23 protein-coding genes are annotated in these 22,855 nt (G+C 62.2%); 12 read left to right on the forward strand and 11 right to left on the reverse strand.

The window, feature by feature from the left end; translation table 11 throughout:
* Positions 1 to 9 precede the first annotated feature (9 nt).
* Positions 10 to 1,734 (reverse strand): gamma-glutamyltransferase, encoded by a 1,725-nt coding sequence (ggt, locus tag RGV59_RS22425; protein WP_017847249.1) that lies wholly within the window; start codon positions 1,732 to 1,734, stop codon positions 10 to 12.
* Between the two features lie 180 nt (positions 1,735 to 1,914).
* Between ggt and RGV59_RS22430 the strand changes: the two genes are divergently transcribed.
* Together RGV59_RS22430 and RGV59_RS22435 are read left to right on the forward strand one after the other, a co-directional pair.
* Positions 1,915 to 3,060 carry a MalY/PatB family protein gene (locus tag RGV59_RS22430; protein ID WP_046383215.1) on the forward strand — a complete coding sequence of 382 codons (1,146 nt, stop codon included), beginning with the start codon at positions 1,915 to 1,917 and terminating at the stop codon, positions 3,058 to 3,060.
* A gap of 117 nt (positions 3,061 to 3,177) precedes the next feature.
* Positions 3,178 to 3,600, forward strand: a complete 423-nt coding sequence (locus tag RGV59_RS22435; protein ID WP_126586786.1) for a hypothetical protein — start codon at positions 3,178 to 3,180, stop codon at positions 3,598 to 3,600.
* 515 nt (positions 3,601 to 4,115) lie between these two features.
* On the opposite strand, the gene RGV59_RS22440 is transcribed toward RGV59_RS22435, so the two are convergent.
* The 3 genes from RGV59_RS22440 to RGV59_RS22450 form a co-directional block, all read right to left on the reverse strand.
* Positions 4,116 to 4,331 (reverse strand): TOBE domain-containing protein, encoded by a 216-nt coding sequence (locus RGV59_RS22440; protein ID WP_003173733.1) that lies wholly within the window; start codon positions 4,329 to 4,331, stop codon positions 4,116 to 4,118.
* 313 nt (positions 4,332 to 4,644) lie between these two features.
* Complete coding sequence (locus RGV59_RS22445) at positions 4,645 to 5,553, reverse strand: FecR domain-containing protein (RefSeq protein ID WP_126586788.1); 909 nt, start codon at positions 5,551 to 5,553, stop codon at positions 4,645 to 4,647.
* On the reverse strand, positions 5,550 to 6,068 hold the full coding sequence (locus RGV59_RS22450; RefSeq protein ID WP_017847246.1) for a sigma-70 family RNA polymerase sigma factor: 519 nt from the start codon (positions 6,066 to 6,068) through the stop codon (positions 5,550 to 5,552). Before RGV59_RS22450 ends, RGV59_RS22445 begins: the two co-directional genes overlap by 4 nt.
* Positions 6,069 to 6,427: 359 nt before the next feature.
* On the opposite strand from RGV59_RS22450, the gene RGV59_RS22455 reads away from it, so the two are divergent.
* Both RGV59_RS22455 and RGV59_RS22460 read left to right on the forward strand, forming a co-directional pair.
* Positions 6,428 to 7,678 carry a ribonucleotide-diphosphate reductase subunit beta gene (locus RGV59_RS22455; RefSeq protein WP_079443666.1) on the forward strand — a complete coding sequence of 417 codons (1,251 nt, stop codon included), beginning with the start codon at positions 6,428 to 6,430 and terminating at the stop codon, positions 7,676 to 7,678.
* Positions 7,679 to 7,732: 54 nt separating this feature from the next.
* A complete protein-coding gene (locus RGV59_RS22460) occupies positions 7,733 to 8,221 on the forward strand; it encodes a DUF1289 domain-containing protein (RefSeq protein ID WP_017848468.1) in 489 nt (162 codons plus the stop codon).
* Between the two features lie 91 nt (positions 8,222 to 8,312).
* Here the strand turns inward: RGV59_RS22460 and mdeB are convergent, their stop codons facing one another.
* The gene (mdeB, locus tag RGV59_RS22465; protein ID WP_126586438.1) at positions 8,313 to 11,003 is read right to left on the reverse strand and encodes an alpha-ketoglutarate dehydrogenase; all 2,691 of its coding nucleotides are present in this window, start codon (positions 11,001 to 11,003) and stop codon (positions 8,313 to 8,315) included.
* Between the two features lie 191 nt (positions 11,004 to 11,194).
* On the opposite strand from mdeB, the gene RGV59_RS22470 reads away from it, so the two are divergent.
* From RGV59_RS22470 to RGV59_RS22480, 3 genes are all read left to right on the forward strand, one after another.
* Positions 11,195 to 12,121, forward strand: coding sequence for a class I SAM-dependent methyltransferase (locus tag RGV59_RS22470; protein WP_046483619.1), 927 nt, complete (start codon positions 11,195 to 11,197; stop codon positions 12,119 to 12,121).
* A 148-nt stretch (positions 12,122 to 12,269) separates the two neighbouring features.
* A complete protein-coding gene (gene pcsA, locus RGV59_RS22475) occupies positions 12,270 to 12,986 on the forward strand; it encodes a phosphatidylcholine synthase (protein WP_017848465.1) in 717 nt (238 codons plus the stop codon).
* A 122-nt stretch (positions 12,987 to 13,108) separates the two neighbouring features.
* Positions 13,109 to 13,888 (forward strand): TSUP family transporter, encoded by a 780-nt coding sequence (locus RGV59_RS22480; protein WP_126586440.1) that lies wholly within the window; start codon positions 13,109 to 13,111, stop codon positions 13,886 to 13,888.
* On the opposite strand, the gene nudC is transcribed toward RGV59_RS22480, so the two are convergent.
* Entirely contained in the window at positions 13,856 to 14,689 is an 834-nt protein-coding gene (nudC, locus tag RGV59_RS22485) for an NAD(+) diphosphatase (protein WP_017848463.1), read from the reverse strand. The genes RGV59_RS22480 and nudC overlap by 33 nt on opposite strands.
* 5 nt (positions 14,690 to 14,694) lie before the next feature.
* On the reverse strand, positions 14,695 to 15,507 hold the full coding sequence (locus RGV59_RS22490; protein ID WP_126586442.1) for a crotonase/enoyl-CoA hydratase family protein: 813 nt from the start codon (positions 15,505 to 15,507) through the stop codon (positions 14,695 to 14,697).
* 205 nt (positions 15,508 to 15,712) lie between these two features.
* Between RGV59_RS22490 and RGV59_RS22495 the strand changes: the two genes are divergently transcribed.
* The 3 genes from RGV59_RS22495 (at position 15,713) to RGV59_RS22505 (ending at position 18,034) form a co-directional block, all read left to right on the forward strand.
* Positions 15,713 to 16,267, forward strand: a complete 555-nt coding sequence (locus RGV59_RS22495) for a UPF0149 family protein (RefSeq protein ID WP_017848461.1) — start codon at positions 15,713 to 15,715, stop codon at positions 16,265 to 16,267.
* Between the two features lie 91 nt (positions 16,268 to 16,358).
* The gene (gene aroA / locus RGV59_RS22500) at positions 16,359 to 17,615 is read left to right on the forward strand and encodes a 3-phosphoshikimate 1-carboxyvinyltransferase (protein WP_017848460.1); all 1,257 of its coding nucleotides are present in this window, start codon (positions 16,359 to 16,361) and stop codon (positions 17,613 to 17,615) included.
* Between the two features lie 32 nt (positions 17,616 to 17,647).
* Positions 17,648 to 18,034 carry a hypothetical protein gene (locus RGV59_RS22505; RefSeq protein WP_046383210.1) on the forward strand — a complete coding sequence of 129 codons (387 nt, stop codon included), beginning with the start codon at positions 17,648 to 17,650 and terminating at the stop codon, positions 18,032 to 18,034.
* Positions 18,035 to 18,101: 67 nt separating this feature from the next.
* Here the strand turns inward: RGV59_RS22505 and RGV59_RS22510 are convergent, their stop codons facing one another.
* Both RGV59_RS22510 and RGV59_RS22515 read right to left on the reverse strand, forming a co-directional pair.
* Positions 18,102 to 18,479 carry a hypothetical protein gene (locus RGV59_RS22510; RefSeq protein WP_102618714.1) on the reverse strand — a complete coding sequence of 126 codons (378 nt, stop codon included), beginning with the start codon at positions 18,477 to 18,479 and terminating at the stop codon, positions 18,102 to 18,104.
* A gap of 73 nt (positions 18,480 to 18,552) precedes the next feature.
* Positions 18,553 to 19,152, reverse strand: coding sequence for an NAD(P)H-dependent oxidoreductase (locus RGV59_RS22515; RefSeq protein WP_017848457.1), 600 nt, complete (start codon positions 19,150 to 19,152; stop codon positions 18,553 to 18,555).
* 69 nt (positions 19,153 to 19,221) lie between these two features.
* Between RGV59_RS22515 and RGV59_RS22520 the strand changes: the two genes are divergently transcribed.
* Positions 19,222 to 19,833: a TetR/AcrR family transcriptional regulator gene (locus RGV59_RS22520; protein WP_017848456.1), complete on the forward strand. Its 612-nt coding sequence runs from the start codon at positions 19,222 to 19,224 to the stop codon at positions 19,831 to 19,833.
* Positions 19,834 to 19,843: 10 nt separating this feature from the next.
* Here RGV59_RS22520 and RGV59_RS22525 read toward each other — a convergent pair whose 3' ends face one another.
* Both RGV59_RS22525 and RGV59_RS22530 read right to left on the reverse strand, forming a co-directional pair.
* Positions 19,844 to 20,521, reverse strand: a complete 678-nt coding sequence (locus RGV59_RS22525; protein WP_102618715.1) for a GNAT family N-acetyltransferase — start codon at positions 20,519 to 20,521, stop codon at positions 19,844 to 19,846.
* 136 nt (positions 20,522 to 20,657) lie between these two features.
* The gene (locus RGV59_RS22530) at positions 20,658 to 21,539 is read right to left on the reverse strand and encodes a LysR family transcriptional regulator (RefSeq protein WP_046383206.1); all 882 of its coding nucleotides are present in this window, start codon (positions 21,537 to 21,539) and stop codon (positions 20,658 to 20,660) included.
* 113 nt (positions 21,540 to 21,652) lie between these two features.
* Between RGV59_RS22530 and RGV59_RS22535 the strand changes: the two genes are divergently transcribed.
* Positions 21,653 to 22,855: an MFS transporter gene (locus RGV59_RS22535; protein ID WP_046483629.1), complete on the forward strand. Its 1,203-nt coding sequence runs from the start codon at positions 21,653 to 21,655 to the stop codon at positions 22,853 to 22,855.

Consider the following 22,855-nt stretch of genomic DNA (forward strand, 5'->3'; position numbering starts at 1 on the left):
TTGCGGCGCTTAGTAGCCCAGGGACAGGCCGGTATTGCGACGCGGGTCGTTGGCCCCATAGAAACGGTTGTTGCCGACCGGCTTGCCGTCCAGGGACGGCGCGCCCACCAGGATCGCCGCCAAGTGGTTGGCATCCTGTGGCCCGGCAAACTTGTGGCCCCAGCTCTCAAGGATCTTCTGCGTATCCGGGCTGACCGCGAAGGTCTCCAGGTTAGTGGTGTCCGGCATCCACTGCTGGTGGAAACGCGGCGCGTCGACGGCCTCCTGGATGTTCATCTTGTAATCGATGACGTTGAGAATGGTCAGCAAGGTCGCGGTAATGATGCGACTGCCGCCCGGCGTGCCGACCACCATCACCGCCTTGCCATCCTTGGTCACAATGGTCGGGCTCATCGACGACAGCGGCGCCTTGCCTGGTGCGATGGCGTTGGCTTCACCCTGGACCAGGCCGTACATGTTCGGCACGCCGACCTTGACGGTGAAATCGTCCATTTCATCGTTGAGGATCACCCCGGTCTTGCTCGCCATCACGCCGGCACCGAACCAGTCATTGAGGGTGTAGGTCACCGAGACCGCGTTGCCCCACTTGTCGACGATGGAATAGTGGGTGGTGTTGTTGCCTTCATGGGGCGCTACGCCCGGTTTGATCGCCTGGGAGTCGCCGGCCTTGTTCGGCTCGATGGCGTCCCGCAGTTTCGTGGCGTAGTTTTTGTCCAGCAGGTGTTCGATCGGGTTCTTTACGAAGTCCGGATCGCCGAGGTAGCTGTTGCGGTCCACATACGCGTGGCGCATGGCTTCAATCTGGTAGTGCAGGCCCTGGGCCGAGTGGTAGCCCAGGTCGGCCATCGGGTAGCCTTCGAGGATGTTCATGATCTGGCAGATCACCACGCCACCGGAGCTCGGCGGTGGTGCCGAAACCACGTGGTAGCCACGGTAGTCGCACTCGATGGGCGCCAGTTCACGGGTCTTGTACTTGTCGAGGTCGGCCTGGGTGATGATGCCCTTGCCGGCCTGGCTGGAATCCACCAACGCCTTGGCGACCCAGCCTTTATAGAAACCGTCGCTGCCCTTGGCGGAGATTTCCTTGAGGGTCTTGGCCAGGTCTTTCTGCACCAGCTTCTGGCCGACCTGCAACGGCTGGCCGTTGTGCAGGAAGATTGCGCGCAGGTCCTTGTCTTTTTCGAACTCGCCGGTGGCGGTGTGCAGCAGGTCGATATCACCCTGCTCCAGCGCGAAGCCGTTTTCCGCCAGCTTGATCGCCGGGGCAATCACCTGGGCGCGCTTGAGGGTGCCGTATTTGCTCAGGGCCAGCTCCATGCCGGACACGGTGCCGGGGACGCCGACGGCCAGGTGGCCCTTGGCGCTCAGGCCTTCGACGACGTTGCCGGCCTTGTCCAGGTACATGTCGGCGGTGGCGGCCAGCGGGGCTTTTTCGCGGAAGTCGAGGAAGGTCTTGCGCCCGTCGGCCAGTTGCACGGTCATGAAGCCGCCGCCGCCCAGGTTACCCGCCGCCGGGTACACCACTGCCAACGCGTAGCCCACGGCCACGGCGGCATCCACCGCGTTGCCGCCGGCCTTGAGCACATCCACACCGACATGCGTGGCCAAATGCTGGGCCGTTACCACCATGCCATTTTCACCGGCCACCGGGGCCTGGGAGGCGGCTTGCACGCCGCTGACCGTCAATACCAGCGCAGTGGCAATCAAAGTACGGCTGAAGGGTTGGTATTTCATCCTTGGCTACTCGGGTTATTGAGATGCACCAAAATAGCCCGACTTGGATGCAATCCCCAGCGCAGTGGCGTTTTTATGACAGAACCTGTCGGTCACGGAACGATTCAGCGCTGGCCTCGACGGCCAATGGCGCTAGAATCGGCGCCATTCTTCACCTGACTCTCCGACACGAGCCTCCCCATGAGCTTTGATTTCGACACGATCCACCCCCGCCTCGGCACCGGCAGCACCAAGTGGAACCGTTACCCGCCCGACGTGTTGCCGATGTGGATCGCCGACATGGACATCGCCGCGCCACCCGCCGTGCTTCAAGCCCTGCACCAGCGTCTCGACCAGCAGATTCTCGGCTACAGCGTGGCCGGCCCGGACGTGCGCGCGGCCATCGTTGCCGACCTGTGGGCCAAATACGCCTGGCGCGTGCAACCGGACGAATTGCTGTTTCTGCCCGGGGTAGAACCCGGTTTCAATATGGCGCTGCATGCCTTCGTGCAGCCCGGTCAAGCGGTGGTGCTGCAAACCCCCAACTATCGGCCGATTCGCCTGGCGCCCGGAAACTGGAACCTGCCGCGCATCGAGGTGCCGTTCAAGCTGGTCAACGCGCAGTACATCACGCCGATGCCGCTGCTGCGCCAGGCGCTGACAGGGGCCGGCGCATTATTGCTGAGCAACCCGCACAACCCGGTGGGCAAAGTCTTCCCCCGCGAAGAACTGCTCGCAGTGGCCAATGCCTGCCTGGAACAGGGCGCGCTGATCATCAGCGATGAAATCCACGCCGAGCTGTGCTTCGACGGCCGTCGCCACATCCCCACCGCCAGCCTCAGCCCGGAAATCGCCCAGCGCACCATCACGCTGATGTCCGCGAGCAAGGCCTACAACGTGGCCGGCCTGAAGACCTGTTTTGCCGTAGTGCAAAACGCCGAGATGCGCGAGCGCTTCAACCAGGCGCGTTGCGGCATGGTCGACAGCGTCAGCCCCCTGGGCCTGGAAGCCACCCGCGCGGCCTACAGCCAATGCAGCGACTGGCTCGAGGCGTTGCTGCAGTACTTGCAGGCCAACCGCGACTACCTGCTCGACGCGGTAAAAACCCGCCTGCCCGGCGTGGTCATGCATGCGCCTCAAGGCACCTTTCTGGCGTGGCTGGATTGCAGCGCCCTAGGCCTGGACGACCCGCAACAGTTCTTCCTGGAACAGGCCAAGGTCGGTTTGAGCGCGGGGATCGAATTCGGCGATGACTGCCAGCAGTTCGTGCGCCTGAACTTCGGCTGCCCGCGGGCGTTGCTGGAAGAGGGTCTGCAGCGGATGGAACGCAGCTTGCTCACCCGTTAAAACTGACTGGCCCCTTCCCGGAGCCAGTCGTTCGATGGTGTTGGCCCACCCTTGGGCGTGCGTCAGGTTTGAGGATTACCAGTTTCAACCTTCATGCTGCTCACCTGCACAGTCCGGATGGATGAGACCGCTTGGCGTGGCGCATTTATCACCATAGTCACACCGTCGTTGGTGATGAACATTGGTCGTGCCCGATCATCCTCCGTATCGCTGGAAAAGGCATTGTTGAAGACAAGTGCGCGGCTATTCCACGGCGTATCGCCGCTCGTATCAACGGATAAATCACCGGTGGGCGAAACACGCCAGCCAGAGTTGACCGTTGAGCGTGAACATATGGTTCTCATCATTACCCTGGATAAAACTTTGCCCTCGTTCAACCGTAGTCACATTGGAAAAAGACTGGAAATGCGCGATTTTCTTCAGCCCTTCCGTATTCGATTCCTGGGTTTTTATCGAGATCGTATTCGTCTTGAAGTTAACGACGTGCCCCGCGTATCGGGCTACTTTGTCCGCTCCATCTTCTTTATAGGGGGTCGTTAGTATGATATTATCGACTTAAGTTCCCTGTATAGATGAATGCCTTGATCGGAAAACACTAGCAAAGCAAAAAGCATTCAACTGTCAGACTTATCTATTTACCGTCATTATCGTTTGATAACAATATATTTCGACTGCACGCCTGAAACTCAAACACTAAAGAATACGCGCGACCAATGCCCTTGCCCCCTTCCACCCAAGATCGGTACGCAGCTCCATACGCGGCTCAAAAACAGCGCCAACAGTAAGAAGGTCGAAACCCACAACGACACTCCCAAACTGTTTGACTACCTGCAGCGCCCCCTCACTAAGTTCCAGGCATTTATCTCATTTTATACCCTGCACCAACGCTCATAAAAACCATGCACCCTTTGAATACTCCGACAGGTTCGACTCAGCCAGGACTTCGAGTCCCTCTGCGGCGTAGTTGCCAGCCAGAACGCCGGCGACCAGAGCCTCGGCGTCAACAGCGCCGCCATCGCCAGCAAGCGGGCGCCTACAGTGAATTACGCAAGTCTTTAGAGTTTGGCGATGGAAACTTCAGTCGATTTCACAAAGGCAATCACTTCACTGCCCACCTTCAACTCCAGGTCACGCACCGAGCGCGTGGTGATCACTGAAGTAACGATGCCGGACGCGGTCTGCACGTCGATTTCCGACACCACTTCCCCCAGCAGAATCTCCTTGATCACGCCCTTGAACTGATTACGCACGTTGATCGCTTTAATGGTCATGTCGGCTTTCCTTTTGGCTGTCAGGTCGATCTGCACGAATGTGCAGAGCCTCAAAGTGCGCCACCCACAAAAACATTAAAAGGAATATATAACTATTTGTTTATTCCATGCGGGTATATCAAGACTGTTTCACCGCCAACAGTCGATCAACAGCTTGCCCTCCCCGCTACAGCCTTCTCCGCTCGAAACCACGTAAACATGCGTGGGCTGGCCTTGCAACCACGCGAAGCCGTCAGCCTGCTGGGCCCCAGTGTCTGAAACCTTCCGTCGAAACGAAACAAAACAACTGCCACATTTTTGATCGCCAGTGTCTTCAAGTGAGTGTGACCCAATACCGCGTCCGCGCCTGCACCTCGAACCCTAGACTCGAGGCCAGCAGGCTGAGGATGCGGTCGGTGTCATCCAGGCGAAAACTGCCCGTCACCCGCAACGTCTCCAGGTTCGGCGCCCAGCGCAACACCCCTGGGCGATAGCGCGCCAGCTCACGCAGAAAATCCCCCAGCGCCTGGTTCTGTGCAGTCAGCACGCCGTCGCGCCAGCCCAGTTGCAGCACATCGAACGGCACCCACGCACCGAGCCCGCCGGCGCTCAATGGCGCTTGCTGGCCGTCCTGCAACGTCGCCAGTTGCCCGTTCACGTCGCGCACCTGCACGCGGCCCTTGAGCACCGACACCCGGCAGCCGGCAGCCAGTTCGCGCACGCACACCTCGGCCTGACTGACCCGTACCTCGCCGTAGCGCGTGCGTAGCGTCATCGCGTGTGCGCCCGGCACGTTCAGCGCCAGTTCGCCGTCCACCAGCGTGATGCGCCGTTGCGCCGGGTCCACATCCACGGCCGTGGCGGTATTCAGTTGCAGGCTGCCGCCCTCGGCCAACGGCAGGCGCCTGCGCTCGCCGGTGGCGGTGTGCAGGTCGGCGCGCCAACTATCTATAGGTAACTGGCGACTGATCAACCAGGCCGTCGGCACCAACGCCGCCACGCCCAACGCACGCTTGAGCAACGCCCGCCGCCCCACTTGCGGGCGGTCGAGGCTGGCCATCGCCAACGCCTGGGGCAGCGCGCTGAAGCGCTGGCGCAGGGCCTGGGCTTTCTGCCAGGTGTGTTCGTGCTGCGGATGACTGTCGCGCCAGTGCTGCAACGCGGCATGATCGCGTTCAGTGGCCGCCCCCGATTCCAGCAGCGCCAGCCATTGCGCGGCCGCTCGCGCAACCTCACGGTTCACAGGTCCACCAGCAGGCAATGTTCATAGGCTTGCGCCATGTAACGCTTGACCGTGCGCTCCGACACCTCAAGCCGCTCGGCAATCTCTCGATAGCCCAGGCCCTCCAGCTGACTCCAAAGAAACGCCCGGCGCACCAGTGCAGGCAAGCCGTCGAGCAATTCATCCAGGGCTTGCAGGGTTTCCAACACCAGCCAGCGCTGCTCGGGAGATGGCACGCAGGCTGGCGGCAGGTTGCCAAGAGCCGTCAGATAAGCCTGCTCAAGGCTGCGTCGCTGATGAAAATTAACCAGCAGGCGCTTGCCCACCGTCACCAGATAGGCCCGCGGTTCCTGCATCTGCGCGAGCGGCTGGGCACTGGCGAGCACCCGCACGAAAGTGTCCTGGCTCAGGTCAGCCGCATCCCAGGCATTGCCCAGGCGCCGCCGCAGCCAGCTTTCCAACCAACTGCGATGGTCGCGATACAGGCTCGACAACGTCGGTTCGGCGGCGTGCGAAGGGACAACAGCATCATTCATGGCAAGCAACCTGCGCAGCGCGATTGAGTCTCAAATGAGATTAATTCTAATTAATATCGCGGCGAGACACCACGTTCTTTTCAACGGGGCGTTCATACGGGCATCAAAGGCCAGTGAACCCAGGCTTTGCCACCACAGGTGTGCCTGGCAGCGACCTAAAACCGCACACGTTGTCCGTTGACCATGCTGATCACACCCCATATAGTGTGCCCACGCCAACAAACAACCACTACATAGTGTGCGAACTCGTAAAACGCTGACCACACTATGCGCAGTATTTCAATGCCTTGAAGCCTGCAAATCACTTATTTTTGGACGGGTTCACACACCGTCAGCACAGACCAGGAAGGAGTATTTCAATGCTGAGTTGGGATGAAGTCGACAACGAAGACACCGGTGCAGCGGTGATCAGAGGCGCCAACGCCGGCCACGCCACCGAAGCCAACATGGACCGCCTCGACGGTGCCGGCGCCGCTGCCGCCATCGAAGCCCGCGCCGTCACCGCCAACGACTCCGCCGCGATCATCCGCGCCAAGGCTGCCCTCGACAAACTCGACATCGCCGAAGGCCTCGCCGAACTCGAAGGCGCCTCCGCCCGCGTCGCTGTCGACGAAAAGCGCATGATCAACTGCCGCGCCGACCTCAACCAACTCGTGCCCTTCAAGTACGACTGGGCCTGGCAGAAATACCTCGACGGCTGCGCCAACCACTGGATGCCGCAAGAGGTCAACATGACCGCCGACATCGCGCTGTGGAAAAACCCCGAAGGCCTGACCGACGACGAACGCCGCATCGTCATGCGCAACCTCGGCTTCTTCTCCACCGCCGACTCGCTGGTCGCCAACAACCTGGTCCTGGCCGTGTACCGCCTGATCACCAACCCGGAGTGCCGCCAGTACATCCTGCGCCAGGCCTTCGAAGAGGCGATCCACACCCACGCCTACCAGTACTGCATCGAATCGCTGGCCATGGATGAAGGCGAGATCTTCAACATGTACCACGAGATCCCATCGGTCGCGAAAAAAGCCGCCTGGGGCCTGAAATACACGCGCTCCATCTCCGACCCGAAATTCGAAACCGGCACCGTCGACACCGACAAAGAATTGTTGCGCAACCTGGTGGCCTACTACTGCGTACTGGAAGGCATCTTCTTCTATTGCGGCTTCACCCAGATCCTCTCCATGGGCCGCCGCAACAAAATGACCGGCGTGGCCGAGCAGTTCCAGTACATCCTGCGCGACGAGTCGATGCACCTGAACTTCGGCATCGACGTGATCAACCAGATCAAAATCGAAAACCCACACCTGTGGGACGCCGAGATGAAGGAAGAAGCGACCCAGATGATCCTGCAAGGGACCCAACTGGAGATCGAATACGCGCGCGACACCATGCCACGCGGTGTACTCGGCATGAACGCGGCGATGATGGAGGACTACCTCAAGTTCATCGCTAACCGTCGTCTGTCACAGATCGGCTTGAAGGAAGAGTATCCAGGGACGACTAACCCGTTCCCATGGATGAGCGAGATCATGGACTTGAAGAAAGAGAAGAATTTCTTTGAGACCCGTGTGATCGAGTACCAGACTGGCGGTGCGTTGAGCTGGGATTGATTGAAAAAACGGCCCCTTCAGGGGCCGTGTTGTTTCACCTGTCGATGTTTTTTTATGCCCAATCAAACCATCAAGACCCCCTGCGTCGGCCTGTGCTCCACCGTTTACGGTGACCTGGTCTGCCGCGGGTGCAAGCGTTATCACCATGAAGTCATCCAGTGGAATGGCTACAACGCCGAGGAAAAACAGGCGGTGTGGCTGCGCCTTGAGCAACTGCTGGTGCAGGTGATGGCCTCCAAGCTGGACGTGTTCGACCCACAACGCCTGCGCCAGCAACTGGAAAGCCGCAAGATTCGCTTTATGCCGCATCAGTCGCCGTATTGCTGGGCCTACCAGTTGATTGCCCGGGGTGCGCGGGTGATTACCAGGCTGGATGCATATGGCCTGGTGTTGCTGCCGGAGTTTCGCGAGCACAGCCTGGCGGATTTGCGCGATGGGATTGATCGCGAGTTTTTCCTGCTGTCCGAGGCGCATTACCAGCGGTATATCGCCCCCGTGTTCTTGAAAGAGGCCTTTGGGCCAGCCCTGATCGCCACGCTCTAAATGTGGGAGGGGGCTTGCTCCCGATAGCAGTGTGTCAGTCAGCTTATATGTCACTGACCCGGCGCAATCGGGGGCAAGCCCCCTCCCACATTTAGGTCCAGGACGCTGCACGCTCCGCCTGGAGGCCATAGCGTTCAATCGCCTGCTGGCATACCTGCCGATCCAGACTGCCCTGCTCCGCCAATGCCGTCAGCGCGGCCAGCACGAGGTGATGGCGATCCACCTCAAAAAAATCCCGCAACGCCGCCCGTGTATCGCTGCGCCCGAAACCGTCGGTGCCGAGCACGGTGTAGGGGGAATCCAGGTACGAAGCAATCATCTGCGGCACCGCCCGCACGTAGTCCGACACCGCAACCACCGGGGCGCCCTTGGGCAAGCAATCATTCACATGACTGACGCGCTGGATCGCCTGCGGATGCAAGCGATTCCAACGCTCCACCTCCCGCGCCTGCCGTGCCAGTTCGCTGAAGCTGGTCACGCTGTAGACCTCACTCGCCACCTGCCAATCGTCCGCCAATAGCTGCGCAGCCGCCTGGGCTTCACGCACCAGCGTACCCGAACCGAGCAGGCGCACCTGGGCGTCAGGCGCGCCCTGCAAGCGGTACATACCTTTGATGATCGCCGCTTCCACCCCCTCGGGCAGGCTCGGCTGCGGGTAGTTTTCGTTCATCAGGGTCACGTAGTAGAACTCGTCGACATCATGCTCCAGCATCTGGCGCATGCCGTGGTCGAGGATCACCGCAAACTCCCCGGGAAACGCCGGGTCGTAGGCACGGCAGTTGGGGACGCTGGCGGCGCTCAGGTGGCTGCTGCCGTCCTGATGCTGCAGGCCCTCGCCGCCGAGGGTGGTGCGGCCGGCGGTGGCGCCCAGCAGGAAGCCACGGGCGCGCTGGTCGGCGGCGGCCCAGATCAGGTCGCCCACGCGCTGAAAGCCGAACATCGAGTAATAGATGTAGAACGGCAACATGCGCAGGCCATGCACCGAATAGCTGGTGGCCGCCGCGACCCAGGAGCTGATGGCGCTGGCTTCGCTGATGCCCTCTTCGAGGATCTGCCCGTCAGTGGCTTCGCGGTAGCTGAGGATCGAGCCGATATCTTCCGGCTCGTAGCGTTGGCCGACGCTGGAGTAGATGCCGATCTGCTTGAACAGGTTGGCCATGCCGAAGGTACGCGCCTCGTCGGCGACGATCGGCACGATGCGTGGCCCCAGGTGCTTGTCCTTGAGCAAGTTGGTGAGCATACGCACGAAGGCCATGGTGGTGGACATCTCCTTACCCGCGGCAGCCGTGGCGAAGCCGGCGTAACCGGCCAGAGGCGGCACACTGACCGGCGCGGCGGCCTGGCAGCGACTGGGCACATAGCCGCCCAGGGCGTTGCGCCGTTGATGCAGGTAGCGCAACTCCAGGCTGTCAGCGGCCGGTTTGAAGAAACTCAACGACTCGGTCTGCTCATCCGTCAGCGGCAACTGGAAACGATTGCGGAAGGCGATCAGCGCCTCGCGATCGAGTTTCTTCTGCTGGTGGGTGGTCATCTTGCCCTGCCCGGCTTCGCCCATGCCGAAGCCTTTTTTGGTCTGGGCCAGGATCACCGTGGGCTTGCCCTTGACCCGCCGCGCCGCGTGGTAGGCGGCGTGGATCTTGACCATGTCGTGGCCGCCGCGCTTGAGGCGGTCGATCTGTTCGTCGCTCATGCCCTCGACCAGCCTGGCCAGGGACGCGCTCTGGCCGAAGAAGTGCTCGCGGTTGTAGGCGCCGTCCTTGGCGGCGAAGGTCTGGAACTGCCCGTCCACGGTCTGCGACAGCGTATTGACCAGGGCGCCGTCGCTGTCCTTGGCGAGCAAGGCGTCCCAGTCCGAGCCCCACACCAGCTTGATCACGTTCCAGCCGGCGCCGCCGAACAACGCCTCCAGCTCATCGATGATCCGCCCATTGCCACGCACCGGGCCGTCGAGGCGTTGCAGGTTGCAGTTGACCACCCAGGTCAGGTTGTCCAGGCCTTCGCGAGCGGCCAGGGTCAGGGCCGACATGCTTTCCGGCTCGTCCATTTCGCCGTCGCCGAATACGCCCCAGACGTGGCGCTCGGTGGTGTCCTGCAAGCCGCGGTGCTGCAGGTAACGCATAAAGCGCGCCTGGAAAATCGAGCTGATCGGGCCGATGCCCATGGAGCCGGTGGGAAACTGCCAGAAGTCCGGCATCAACCACGGGTGCGGGTAACTCGACAAACCGCGCGCGCCGACCTTGGCCCCGCCGATTTCCTGCCGGTAGTGCGCCAGGTCCTGCTCGCTCATGCGCCCCTCCAGGAACGCCCGCGCATAAATGCCCGGCGCGGAATGCGGCTGGTAGAACACCAGGTCGCCGCCAAAGCCGTCGTGGCGGGCACGGAAAAAGTGATTGAAGCCCACTTCGAACAAATCCGCCGCGCTGGCGTAGCTGGCGATATGACCGCCGAGCTCGCCATACGCCTGGTTGGCGCGCACCACCATGGCCAGGGCGTTCCAGCGCACCAGCGAGGCCAGGCGCTCTTCGGTGGCCAGGTCGCCGGGAAACGCCGGCTGCTGCTCGACGCTGATGCTATTGATATACGGAGTGCCGTGACGGGGTTTCCAGTCGATGTGCGGGGCGCCGCCTTCACGGGCCAGCACGTCGAGGATCTGCCGCGCCCGCGCGGGGCCGGCGTTGGCCACCAGCGAGGCCAGGGCGTCGCGCCACTCGTCCTGCTCGATTTGATCACCGGCGAGCTGATCCGTTGTGGTGTGATTCACTGCGCTCGCAAAACCGTTCATGGGCACCTCCAGGCTTTTTTTCCAGTTTATGTCGATGACTGAGGATTTTTTGCCTGATATCAGGCGTACCAAAGCGTATTTTGAGCATGAATCGCTGCCAATCAGACGTTTCCCAGCACGTTGTGCTCCAACCCCCCGAAACCTCGCCATTGTGTTTAAAATGCCGCCCGCTCAACGAACGACGCTCAACGATGAACCCCGACGCCCTCGCCACACTGCACGCCCACCTGCTGACCGCCCTGGCCACGCCACCGACCGAAACCCGGCGCCTGTTCCACGGACGCGGCCGGTGCTGGCCGGGCCTGGAGCAACTGACCGTGGACTGGCTGCAGGGCGTGGTGCTGGTTGCGCTGTTCAAGGAGCCGGAGGCGGCGCACCTGGACGCGCTGAAACAGCTGCTGGTTCAGTTCGAATGGGCGCAGTCCGGCGCCCACACGGTAGCCCTGCAGCACCGCTACCTGCCGCAAAGCACCACCGAATGGCTGGTGGGCGATGCGATCGATGAGCTGACGATTACCGAAGGCGGCCTGCGCTACCTGATCGACCTCGGTAAAAAACAGAACAGCGGGCTGTTTCTCGACATGCGCTACGGCCGCAACTGGGTGCGCGAACAGGCCAAGGGGCTGCGGGTACTCAACCTGTTCGCCTACACCTGCGGGTTTTCCGTGGCGGCCATCGAGGGCGGCGCCGAGCATGTGGTGAACCTGGACATGGCCCGCGGCGCCCTCAGCCGGGGTCGCGACAACCATCGCCTGAATGGGCATGACCTGAGCCGCGTTACCTTTCTTGGCCACGACTTGTTCAAGTCCTGGGCCAAGGTCATCCACAGCGGCCCCTATGATCTGGTGATCATCGACCCGCCGTCCTTCCAGAAAGGCAGTTTCCTGCTGACCAAGGATTACCAGCGCGTGCTGCGCCGCCTGCCGGATTTGCTCACGCCACAAGGCACGGTGCTGGCGTGCATGAATGACCCGGCGTTCGGCGAGGACTTCCTGATCGATGGCGTGACCCGCGAAGCACCGGGCCTGCGCTTTGTCGAGCGGCTGGAAAACCCGCCGGAATTCCCGGATATCGATCGGCAAAGCGGCTTGAAAGCCTTGGTGTTCCGCCAAGGCTGATGCCGAAACGTCCGACGCTTGCTACGCTAAGCAATCACCGGGGTGGTGAACCTTATCCTCCCCTTCCCGGTCGATACCTGCATCCCCTGGCCAGACTCGACGCTGCCACAGCGTCGGCTGCCCCGTTTCACCCTTTGGAGAACCGCCCGTGATATCGACCCTGCATGTAGCCAGACTGAAAGCCTGGGGCGCCCACGGCTTCACTGCCACCGGAGTGGTGTTGGCCTTCCTGGCCACGCTGGCCTTGCTGGAGAACTCACCCAAGGCGTGCCTGCTGTGGCTGGGCCTGGCACTGGTGGTCGATGGCGTCGACGGTTCCCTGGCCCGCCGCGTGAATGTCAGCACGGTACTGCCCAGCTTTGACGGCTCGGTGCTGGACCTGGTGATCGATTACCTGACCTATGTGTTTATCCCGGCACTGTTTATCTACCGCTATATCGACCTGCCGGACTTTACCCACCTGTTCACGGTGTCGGTGATCCTGGTGTCGTCGCTGTTCTGCTTCTGCAACGTGAACATGAAAAGCAAGGACAACTACTTCGTCGGCTTCCCTGCCGCCTGGAACGTGGTAGCCCTCTGCGTGTATATCATCCAGCCCGACGCGTGGGTGACGTTGCTCACGGTGATTGGCCTGGCGCTGCTGACCGTGACGCCGATGAAGTTCCTGCACCCGTTCCGGGTCAAGCGGTTCATGCCGATCAACATCGCGGTGACCACGCTCTGGTTGCTGTGCAGCTTCTTGATGGTGGTGGATTACCCGAACACCAACCCGTGGACGTTTGGGTTGTGGTCGCTGATGTCGGCGTACTTCCTCGGGATCTGCATCTGGCGCACCGCGCTGGAGTGGCTGGGCACCCACAAATAGCCAGGCCGGCACCGTTTGAATGTGGGAGGAGGCTTGCTCCCTCCCACATTTGGATTTGCGTACACCGGGCAGGTAAGATGGCCGCCTTTCGCATAGCGCCCTGCCAACCATAAGCCCTGCCCATGCCCTTCGAACTCAGCGTAGACCTCACTACCCTCGCCATCCTGGCCGTCGTTGCGTTCATCGCCGGCTTCATCGACGCCATCGCCGGCGGTGGCGGCTTGCTCACCACCCCGGCCCTGCTCACCGCCGGCATGCCGCCCCATTTGGTACTGGGCACCAACAAACTCAGCTCCACCTTCGGCTCGGCCACCGCCGGTTTCACCTTTTACCGACGCAAGCTGTTTCACCCGCGCCAGTGGGTACATGCCATCGTCGGTACGTTTATCGGCGCCCTGGCCGGCGCCATCGTCGCCCACTACCTGCCCGCCGAAACCCTGAACAAGATGCTCCCGGTGATCGTCTTCGGTTGTGGCCTGTACCTGTTGTTCGGCGGCACGCCCAAGGCGCCGCTGGAGGGCGACGCACCGATCAAGAAGAAATGGCAGGCCACCCAAGGCTTCGGCCTGGGCTTCTACGACGGCGTGGCCGGCCCCGGCACCGGCGCGTTCTGGACGGTGAGCACGATGCTGCTGCACCCCATCGACCTGGTCAAAGCCAGCGGCGTGGCGCGCAGCATGAACTTCGTCAGCAACGCGGCGGCGCTGTCGGTGTTTATCATCAACGGTTCGGTGGACTGGATCGTCGGGCTGGCCATGGGCGTGTCGGTGATGGTGGGCGCGTTCTTTGGCGCACGCAGCGCAATCAGCGGCGGCGCCAAATTCATTCGCCCGGTGTTTATCACCGTGGTCCTCGGCCTGACGGTGCGCCTAGCCTGGCAGCACTGGTTCAGCGTGGCCTAAGCGACGGGCCACGTAGAGGTCGATCAGATAACGCGCAATCGAGCGTGACGCCGGCAACGGCGGCAAGTCGTGGATGTTGAACCACTGCGCGTCCTCGATCTCATCGGCCTGGGGCACGATATCGCCACCGGCGTACTCGGCATGGAAGCCCAGCATCATCGAATGAGGAAACGGCCAGCACTGGCTGCCCACGTACTGGATATTGCGGACTTCCAGCTGCACTTCTTCGTGAACTTCGCGGATCAGGCAGTCTTCGGCCGACTCACCCGGCTCGGCAAACCCCGCCAGCGTGCTGTAGACCCCGGGGACAAAGCGCGGCGACCGCGCCAGCAGGATCTCGTCGCCACGGGTCACCAGCACAATCATGCTCGGCGAGATGCGCGGGTAGCTGCGCAGGTCACAAGCCTCGCAGAACATCGCCCGCTCCCGAGGCACCTGGACCATGGCCTGACCGCAACTGCCACAAAAACGGTGTTCCCGCGCCCAGGTGCCGATCTGCGCGGCATAGGCCAGCACTTTGTACAGCCGATGATCGCCTTGCAGCATGAAGCCGCGCAGGCCTTGCCAACTGCATCCAGGCACGTCGCTGGCGGCATTGAGTTCGAGCAGGTACACCGGCTCGCCGTCAAGATGGCCGATGCCGTGTTCGGCGAACACCGCCAGGTCCTGGCGCTTGAGCCATTCCCGCGGGAACAGCGCGCCATTGGTGTCGTGTAAAAAACCCTCGCGGCTGCGCGCGACGGCCCAGCCGCCGGGGGTTTGGTTGTCCAGCAGTGTGGTGGTAATCCAGCCTGGGGTCATATCAGTCAATCCACGAATTCGGGTTTCTGCTTGCTCATATGGGCCGCGATGGCCACGCGCAAGTCGTTGGATTGCAACATAGCCGCGTTCCAGGTGGCAACGTATTCCAAACCGTCATTGACTGTATGGTCACGCATGTAGCTGATCATGGCCTTGGTGCCGGTCACGGCAATCGGCGATTTGGCGGCGATTTCCCGGGCGATGTCCAGTACGCCGGCCAACAGGCTTTCCTGATCGGGATACACGCGATTGACCAGGCCGATACTGCGCGCTTCCTCGGCGCCGAACTGGCGACCGGTGTAGGCCAGCTCGCGCAGCATGCCATCGCCGATGATGCGCGGCAGGCGCTGCAGGGTGCCGACGTCGGCCGCCATGCCGATGTCGATTTCCTTGATGGAAAACTGCGCGTCCTCGGCGGCGTAACGCATGTCGCAGGCGCTGATCAGGTCGATGGCACCGCCGATGCAGTAGCCCTGGATCGCGGCCAGCACCGGCTTGCGGCAGGTGTCGACAGCGTTGAACGAGGCTTGCAGTTCGAGGATCTTGCGCCGCAACAGGCGTGCATTACGGCCCACGTCCTTGCCAAAATCATTGGCCACCGAGGCCAGCATCATCAGGTCGATGCCGGACGAAAAATGTTTGCCGGCACCGCTGAGCACCACGACGCGCACGGCGTCGGTGTCGTCGACCCAGCGGAAGATATCGATGATCTCGGTCCAGAACGCCGCGTTCATGGCGTTGATCTTTTCCGGGCGGTTGATCTGCACATGGGCAACGCTGCCAATGAGCTCGACGACGAAGGCTTGGTATTCGGACATGGCAGTGATCCCTGACTGGCGAGTAATAAGAGCCGAACTATAACAAGGGTGAGCCACGGCGCATCAGCCAAAAACGGGACTGCTAAAATTCATCCGGGACGGGCTGCTGGCCTTGGAAAAGGCTGGATAAAAACCGCCTCAGGCGCCATCCTTCGCGCTTTAAGCCGCTGCCGCAGCGGCGCTCGACGTTTAAAGGATACGCCCCATGCTCACCCAACCTCTGGCCCCCGCCGATTTCGACCTGATCGAAGAAACCCTGCTCAAGTACGGTGACGACCACTCGGTGCTGAACCTCGCCGAACTCGATGGTTACTTCTGCGCACTGGTGTCCAGCCCGGCACCGGTGGATATCGCCGAGTGGTTCCCGGCGATCTGGGGCGGGCAGAACCCGCAGTGGGAAAGTGCCGAAGAAGCCAAGCAGTTCCTCGAACTGTGCGTTCGCCACATGAACGCCCGCGCCGCCCAACTGGCCACCGACGCCAAAGGTTTCCGGGCGCGCTTCGACGACACGGAGCATCAGGGCCAGACCCTGACCCTCGCCGAAGAATGGTGCTTTGGCTATATCCGTGGCGCCGCTATCGGCAACTGGCCTGAACTGCCCGCCGAACAGGCCGCACTGCTGGAGAAAATCTCCTGGTGCGCCGAACAGGACAACTTCGAACTGCCGGCGGACCTCGATGTACAGGCGCATCAGCAGCGCGTCAGCGAGATCGAACCGGCGGCGCGGGCGCTGCATGATTACTCGCTCGCCCAGCGCTAAACCTCGACAAGCGTGACGTCTATGCCCGATTATTCGGGTCCGCCCGTCGGCCACTCCGTGCCACCTTGCCTTGAATCAGGAGCCTTGTACCTTGAGTTCGCAGAAAACCGTGACCGTTACACCGCCCACTTTCCCCCTCAATGGCAAGGTCGCGCCCCCCGGCTCCAAATCCATTACCAACCGCGCGCTGTTGCTCGCCGCCCTGGCCAAGGGCACCAGCCGCCTCAGCGGCGCGTTGAAGAGCGATGACACCCGGCACATGTCGGTGGCCCTGCGCCAGATGGGCGTGATCATCGACGAGCCGGACGACACCACCTTCGTGGTCACGGGCCAAGGCCAGCTGCAATTGCCTGCGCAGCCGCTGTTCCTCGGCAATGCCGGCACCGCGATGCGTTTTCTCACCGCCGCCGTCGCCACCGTGCAAGGCACCGTGGTGCTGGACGGCGACGACTACATGCGCAAACGCCCGATCGGCCCGCTGCTCGCCACCCTCGGCCAGAACGGCATCCAGGTCGACAGCCCGACCGGTTGCCCGCCGGTTACCGTGCATGGCGTGGGCAAGGTCCAGGCCAAGCGCTTTGAGATCGACGGCGGTCTGTCCAGCCAATACGTATCGGCCTTGCTGATGCTCGCGGCCTGCGGCGCAGCGCCGATTGAAGTGGCGCTGACTGGCAAGGACATCGGCGCCCGCGGCTATGTGGACCTGACCCTCGACTGCATGCGTGCATTCGGCGCGCAGGTCGAGGTGGTCGACGACACCACCTGGCGCGTCGCTCCCAGCGGCTACACCGCCCATGACTACCTGATCGAACCGGACGCCTCCGCCGCCACCTACCTGTGGGCGGCTGAAGTGCTGACCGGCGGGCACATCGATATCGGCGTCGCCGCACACGACTTCACCCAGCCGGACGCCAAGGCCCAGGCACTGATCGCGCAGTTCCCGAACATGCAGGCCACAGTGGTGGGTTCACAAATGCAGGACGCGATCCCGACACTTGCCGTACTGGCCGCGTTCAACAACAGCCCGGTGCGCTTCACCGAACTGGCCAACCTGCGGGTCAAGGAATGTGACCGCGTGCAGGCGCTGCACGACGGCCTCAACCAGATCCGCCCAGGCCTGGCCCGCATCGAAGGCGATGACCTGCTGGTGGCCAGCGATCCGGCACTGGCAGGCACGGCCTGCACTGCACTGATCGACACCCACGCCGATCACCGCATCGCCATGTGTTTCGCCCTGGCCGGACTGAAGGTCTCGGGTATTCGTATTCAGGACCCGGACTGCGTGGCCAAGACCTATCCTGACTACTGGAAGGCACTGGGCAGCCTGGGTGTCGCCCTGCGCTACTGAGTCCGCGGCGTCGAGATGGGGAGGGCTTGATCATGAACATTCGCCAACCCTGCCCGCCCGGCGCCTGTGTCTGTGACCGCGAACAGCTGCTGCAAACCCCAGGCGCCGACCTGCGCATCCTCAACCTGACGCGCCAGGAAGAAAAACGCCTGATCGAACGCCTGGAAGACCTGCAAAGCCTGCAAGACCTCGAACACATGCAGCAGCGCATGTACGCGCTATTGGGTATCCGCGTGCAGGTCGCGCCGGGGCACACCGAGGTCAAGAGCATGCGCGGGATTCAGATCGTCATCGACGAACTGCCCGGCCTGTGCCGCAAGACCCGGCAATCGATCCCGGCGGCGATTCGCCGAGGCCTGGAGAAACGACCGGAGATTGCCTACCGGCTGCTGGATGCACATGACCTGCTTGGACTCTAGTCGGTCCTTTCAGTGCATCGGCACCAAGCTGCGGCTCCAGGCCTGAGGCGTGCCGCAACTAACGTAGTTACCAGATGAAATTATCGCCGCCTTTCACGCCATGCCCATTAAGCACGTCCCGGTAAGTCATAGTGGGATACTTGATAAGCCTGTCCACTTGCTCGGAGTTCAAATCTTGAACTTCTCTAGGCGATATATTTGGAAACTCTTTCCCATGTGCATCCACCACTTGCTGAAAGTTCATATTGGGATATTTATCGAGCGTATTGTGTTGGTCAAAGGTCAAGTTTTGCAGGTCGCCATTCGATAGATTTGGAAACGGACTGTCTTCGTTCGCATTGTTTTCCTGCTCTTGTCTCACTTGATCTTGCGTGGGTTTTCCCTGGGATGTGTCAATGGGAGGAGCAATCGGTGCGGATCCAGATGCAGCAGAAATTGAAGTCATTATCAAATCTCCAGTGATTGTGAACGCCTTGATTGGTCGTCGAACGGTTTCTGGTTCCCTGCTCGCAACGAAATCATCCGGCGACCGTCTCGGTTTCGAACAGACCCTGGCCCACTGCCTTGGCGTGATCCAGATGCACCTGCACCTGGCCGCTTTCCGACTCCAGCAGCAACGCTGACGTCAGCACCTGCGCGCCACAGTAATCGAAGATCCCGTAATCGATCTGCGTGTGCATGGCCTTGGCATAACCATGGCGCTCAAACGCGCTTTGATCGGCAGCACCGAGGGCCAGCAGGTGAACCTGCAAGTGCCGCAGTTTCTTCACCACCGGAGTGTCGGGGCCGTAGTCGATCGCCCAGCCGTTGACGAACACGCGGTCGATCCACCCCTTGAGCAGGCCTGGCAGCGACCACCAGTAAATGGGGAACACCAAAACCAGGGCGTCGGCGCGGTCGATGCGGGCTTGTTCGGCGGCGACGTCAGCCGGCGGTTCGGCGCGGGTGCGATGTACGCGCTGGTCGGCAGCGTTGTAGCGCGGGTCGAAGCCTTCGGCGGCAAGGTCGGCGATTTCGAACGTATGGCCAGACGCGCTCAGCCCGGCGGCGACTTGCGCGGCGAGGCTGTGGGTGAGGGATTGCGGGTCGTGATGAGCTACAACGATCAGTGCGTGCATGACAGTGACTCCCATTGGGTTTATGCTGGGCTTAAGTTACCCTTGGTAAGTTACTTTTGGTATATAAGCATGTCAAGCAGTGAATCCCCTGCCCCGCGTCGTCGCCTGTCGCGTGAAGATCGTCTGCGCCAATTGTTGGACGTGGCCTGGCAACTGGTGCGTGAAGAAGGCACCGAAGCCCTGACCCTCGGCCACCTGGCGGAACGAGCGGGCGTGACCAAGCCGGTGGTCTATGACCATTTCGTTACCCGCGCGGGGTTGCTGGCGGCGTTGTATGAGGATTTCGATGGGCGCCAGAATCAGGTGCTTGCCGACGCCCTCGAAGCCAGCAGCCCGACCCTGGAAGATCGCGCGTGGGTGATCGCCTCATCCTATGTCGACTGCGTGTTGTTGCAGGGCCGGGAAATTCCGGGGGTGATCGCGGCGCTGAGCAGCTCGCCGGAGCTGGAAAGCCTCAAGCGCAAGTACGAAGCACTCTTTCTCGATAAGTGCCGCGACGTCATGGCCCCCTTCGCGCCGGGCGGCAGCGTGTCCCAGGCCGGGCTGCGGGCCATGCTCGGGGCGGCGGAGGCCTTGTCTCATGCGGCGGCCAGCGGTGAGCTCAGCCGTGAAGAGGCGCAACAGGAGTTGCTGGCGACCATTCTGGCAATGGTCAATCGCGGGGCGCGCAGCGCCCGTTGAGAGGCGTTTTTCAGCCTCGCCCCTGCACAAACAAGCGGACCTTGTGCGCCAGTTGATCCAGGTGCCGGTCGCGTTGCTTCTCGGCATCCACCATGGCGCGCTTGCCATGTTTTTGCAGCAGGTAGGTATGAATCTGCCGCACTTCCAATGAGCTATAGATAGCGGCTACATCCAGCACGCCCATCAAGCCATCGGTGGCGTAGGCGCGGGTGTTCATCAGCACCTGCGTGCCGCGCGCGCCGCGCACCTGAAAGCCCATCGCCGCGAAGGCCGGCACTTTGTCCACGGCGCAGGCCAGTTCGGCGTGAGGGTAACGTGCCAGCACCTCTTGCATCATGCCCCGCGCCACGCCCTGGCGCCGGCTGCCTGCCTGTACGGCCATGAACGCCACACCGCAGGCTTCTGGGTCGTCCTTGACCGGCAAGTACAGCAAAAACCCAATGACTTTTTCCGGGTCTTGCGCAGACGTCGCGACGATCAGTTCGACCGCGATCCCCTTCGACCCGTCCAGCGCCTGCAGGTACAAATGCACCTCAAAGCCGATGGCATATTGGTAAATGTTGTAGAGCAGGTTACTCGGCGGCAGCGCGACGCTGCTGATGTCGGTGAGGTTGTCGACCACCATCTGCAGGATCTGGCTGTTGACCGGTTCGGGGCACGGCGTGGTGTAGCGGGTAAGGCTGAACATGCAAATTCCTGGGGTTTCGCGTCAAGGCAGATGGGATTGTACCTGTTGCAGCAGGTTCGGGATCGATAGGCATACCCGCCATGCTCTGCACGCCTGGCGGCTCGCATGCACATCGCCCCGGGGACGGGCCGCACTGTCATCGTCCGCACACCTCGCGCAAACATCCGCGCAACCAACGATGGGCTAGATCGGCGTCCAACCGTGGGTGCCAGAGCATTGCCACGGTAAACGCGGGTAACGCCACCGGCAGCGCAAAACAGAACAGGTCGCGCCGGTCTGGGGTATAGCGTTCGGGCACCGAAGCAATCAGGTCGGTGTTGCGTGCCAGGGCGATGGCGCTGGAAAAACTCGCGACGATGCTGCCGATCTGCCGCGTCAGGCCCTGGGCTTCAAGGACGTCGTCGATCTGGCCGCGGTCCTGGCCGCGCCGCGATACGTAAAGGTGTCGGCCCTCGGCAAACCGTGCAGCGCTGATCTCGCCTTGGCTCAGGGGATGGCCGCTGCGCACCACGCCGATCAGGCGATCGCGAAACAGCGCCTGGGTCAGCACTTCAGGGCTGGCCGTGGGGTCGACCACGCCGATGTCCAGGTCGACGCTGCCTTCGCGCAGTTGCGCAGTGTCCTTGTCGGTCTTGCTGACGAAGCGCAGGCGCACGCCGGGGGCGTCCTCGGCGAGACGGGCGAGCAACGCCGAACCGAAGCCTTCGACAAACTCCTCGCTGGTTCGCAGGGTGAAGGTGCGGACCACGTGGGCCATCTCCAGCGCCTGTGCCGGGCGCAACACCGCCTGGGCGCCCTGCACCAGTTGGCTGACCTGTTCGCGCAGTGCCAACGCCCGGGGCGTCGGCACCAGGCCACGGCCAGCGCGGACCAGCAACGGGTCGCCGGTGGTCGCACGCAAGCGCGCCAACGCCCGGCTCATGGCCGAAGGGCTCAACCGCAGGCGCTTGGCCGCACGGGCGACACTGCCTTCGGCGAGCAATACATCCAGGGTGATCAGTAAATTGAGATCGGGCATCAGCGCTCCATGGTAGGCGTCACATGCAGGTATTTAGTGCAACTCATGCGTCTTCCGCCATGTTAGGCCACGCCGTAGATTTGCGACAGTTGCGTTCATTCAAGGAATCTTCCATGCATACCTCTTCCCGTGGCGGTCTTGTCAGCCTGTGCCTGTCCATGTTGCTGGCCGCCCTTGGCACCAGCATTGCCAATGTCGGCCTGCCCAGCCTCGCGCAGGCCTTCAATGCATCCTTTCACGCGACGCAATGGGTGGTGCTCACCTACCTGCTGGCGATCACGGCAGTCATCGTCAATGCCGGGCGCCTGGGCGATCGGCTGGGGCGACGGCGGCTGTTGATCGCTGGCTTGCTGCTGTTCGCCTTGGCCGGCGGGTTATGCGGTGTCGCGCCTGGCCTGCGGTGGCTGATTGCAGCGCGCAGCCTGCAAGGTTTGGGCGCGGCGATCATGATGGCGATGACGTTAGCGATGGTCGGCGACACCGTCCCCCAAGCGCGCACTGCGCGTGTCATGGGCTTGCTCGGCACGATGTCAGCCGTCGGTACCGCCATGGGCCCCGGCGTGGGCGGCCTGTTGCTCAGTGTGTGGGGGTGGCGCGCGCTGTTTCTGGTGGGGATGCCGCTGGGCTTGCTCGCGGCCGCCCTCGCCTGGCGCTACTTGCCGGTGGATCAGCCACCCGCGCCACTGGCCAGCGGCACCGGCATTTGGCGCTCATTGCAGTCGACCTCGTTGCGCGCCGGCCTGGCGATGAGTGCGTTGGTGTCGGCGGTGATCATGGCCACCTTTGTCGTCGGGCCGTTCTACTTGTCCCGAGGGCTTGGGCTCGATCCGGCCGGGATGGGCCTGGCAATGGCCGTCGGCCCTGGTGTCGCGGCGCTCACCGGCATTCCGGCCGGTCGTCTGAGCGAACGCTTTGGCAGCCACGTCATGACACTCGTGGGGCTGGCTGTCTGCGGCAGTGGCGCCCTGTCGCTGTGCCTTGCGTCCGGGCTGGTCACTTATCTTGCCTCACTGATTACGCTGACCGCGGGCTACAGCCTGTTCCAGGCCGCCAACAACACTGCGGTGATGAGCGAAGCCGATGCGGCACGCCGAGGCACGATCTCAGGCCTGCTGAACCTGTCACGCAACCTGGGGCTGATTTTCGGTGCGTCGGCATTGGGCGCGATGTTTGCCTGGACCACTCCCGATGTCACCCACGCCACGCCGCAATCCGTGGCTGACGGTCTGCACGCAACCTTTACCGCAGCATTCGCTTTGATCCTGCTCGCCAGCGCCATGGCATGGCGGCGACAACCCGCGCGTCAGCTGGCGTGA

The sequence above is a fragment of the Pseudomonas sp. FG1 genome (genome assembly GCF_034313875.1).
In the GTDB taxonomy this organism is placed as follows: domain Bacteria; phylum Pseudomonadota; class Gammaproteobacteria; order Pseudomonadales; family Pseudomonadaceae; genus Aquipseudomonas; species Aquipseudomonas veronii.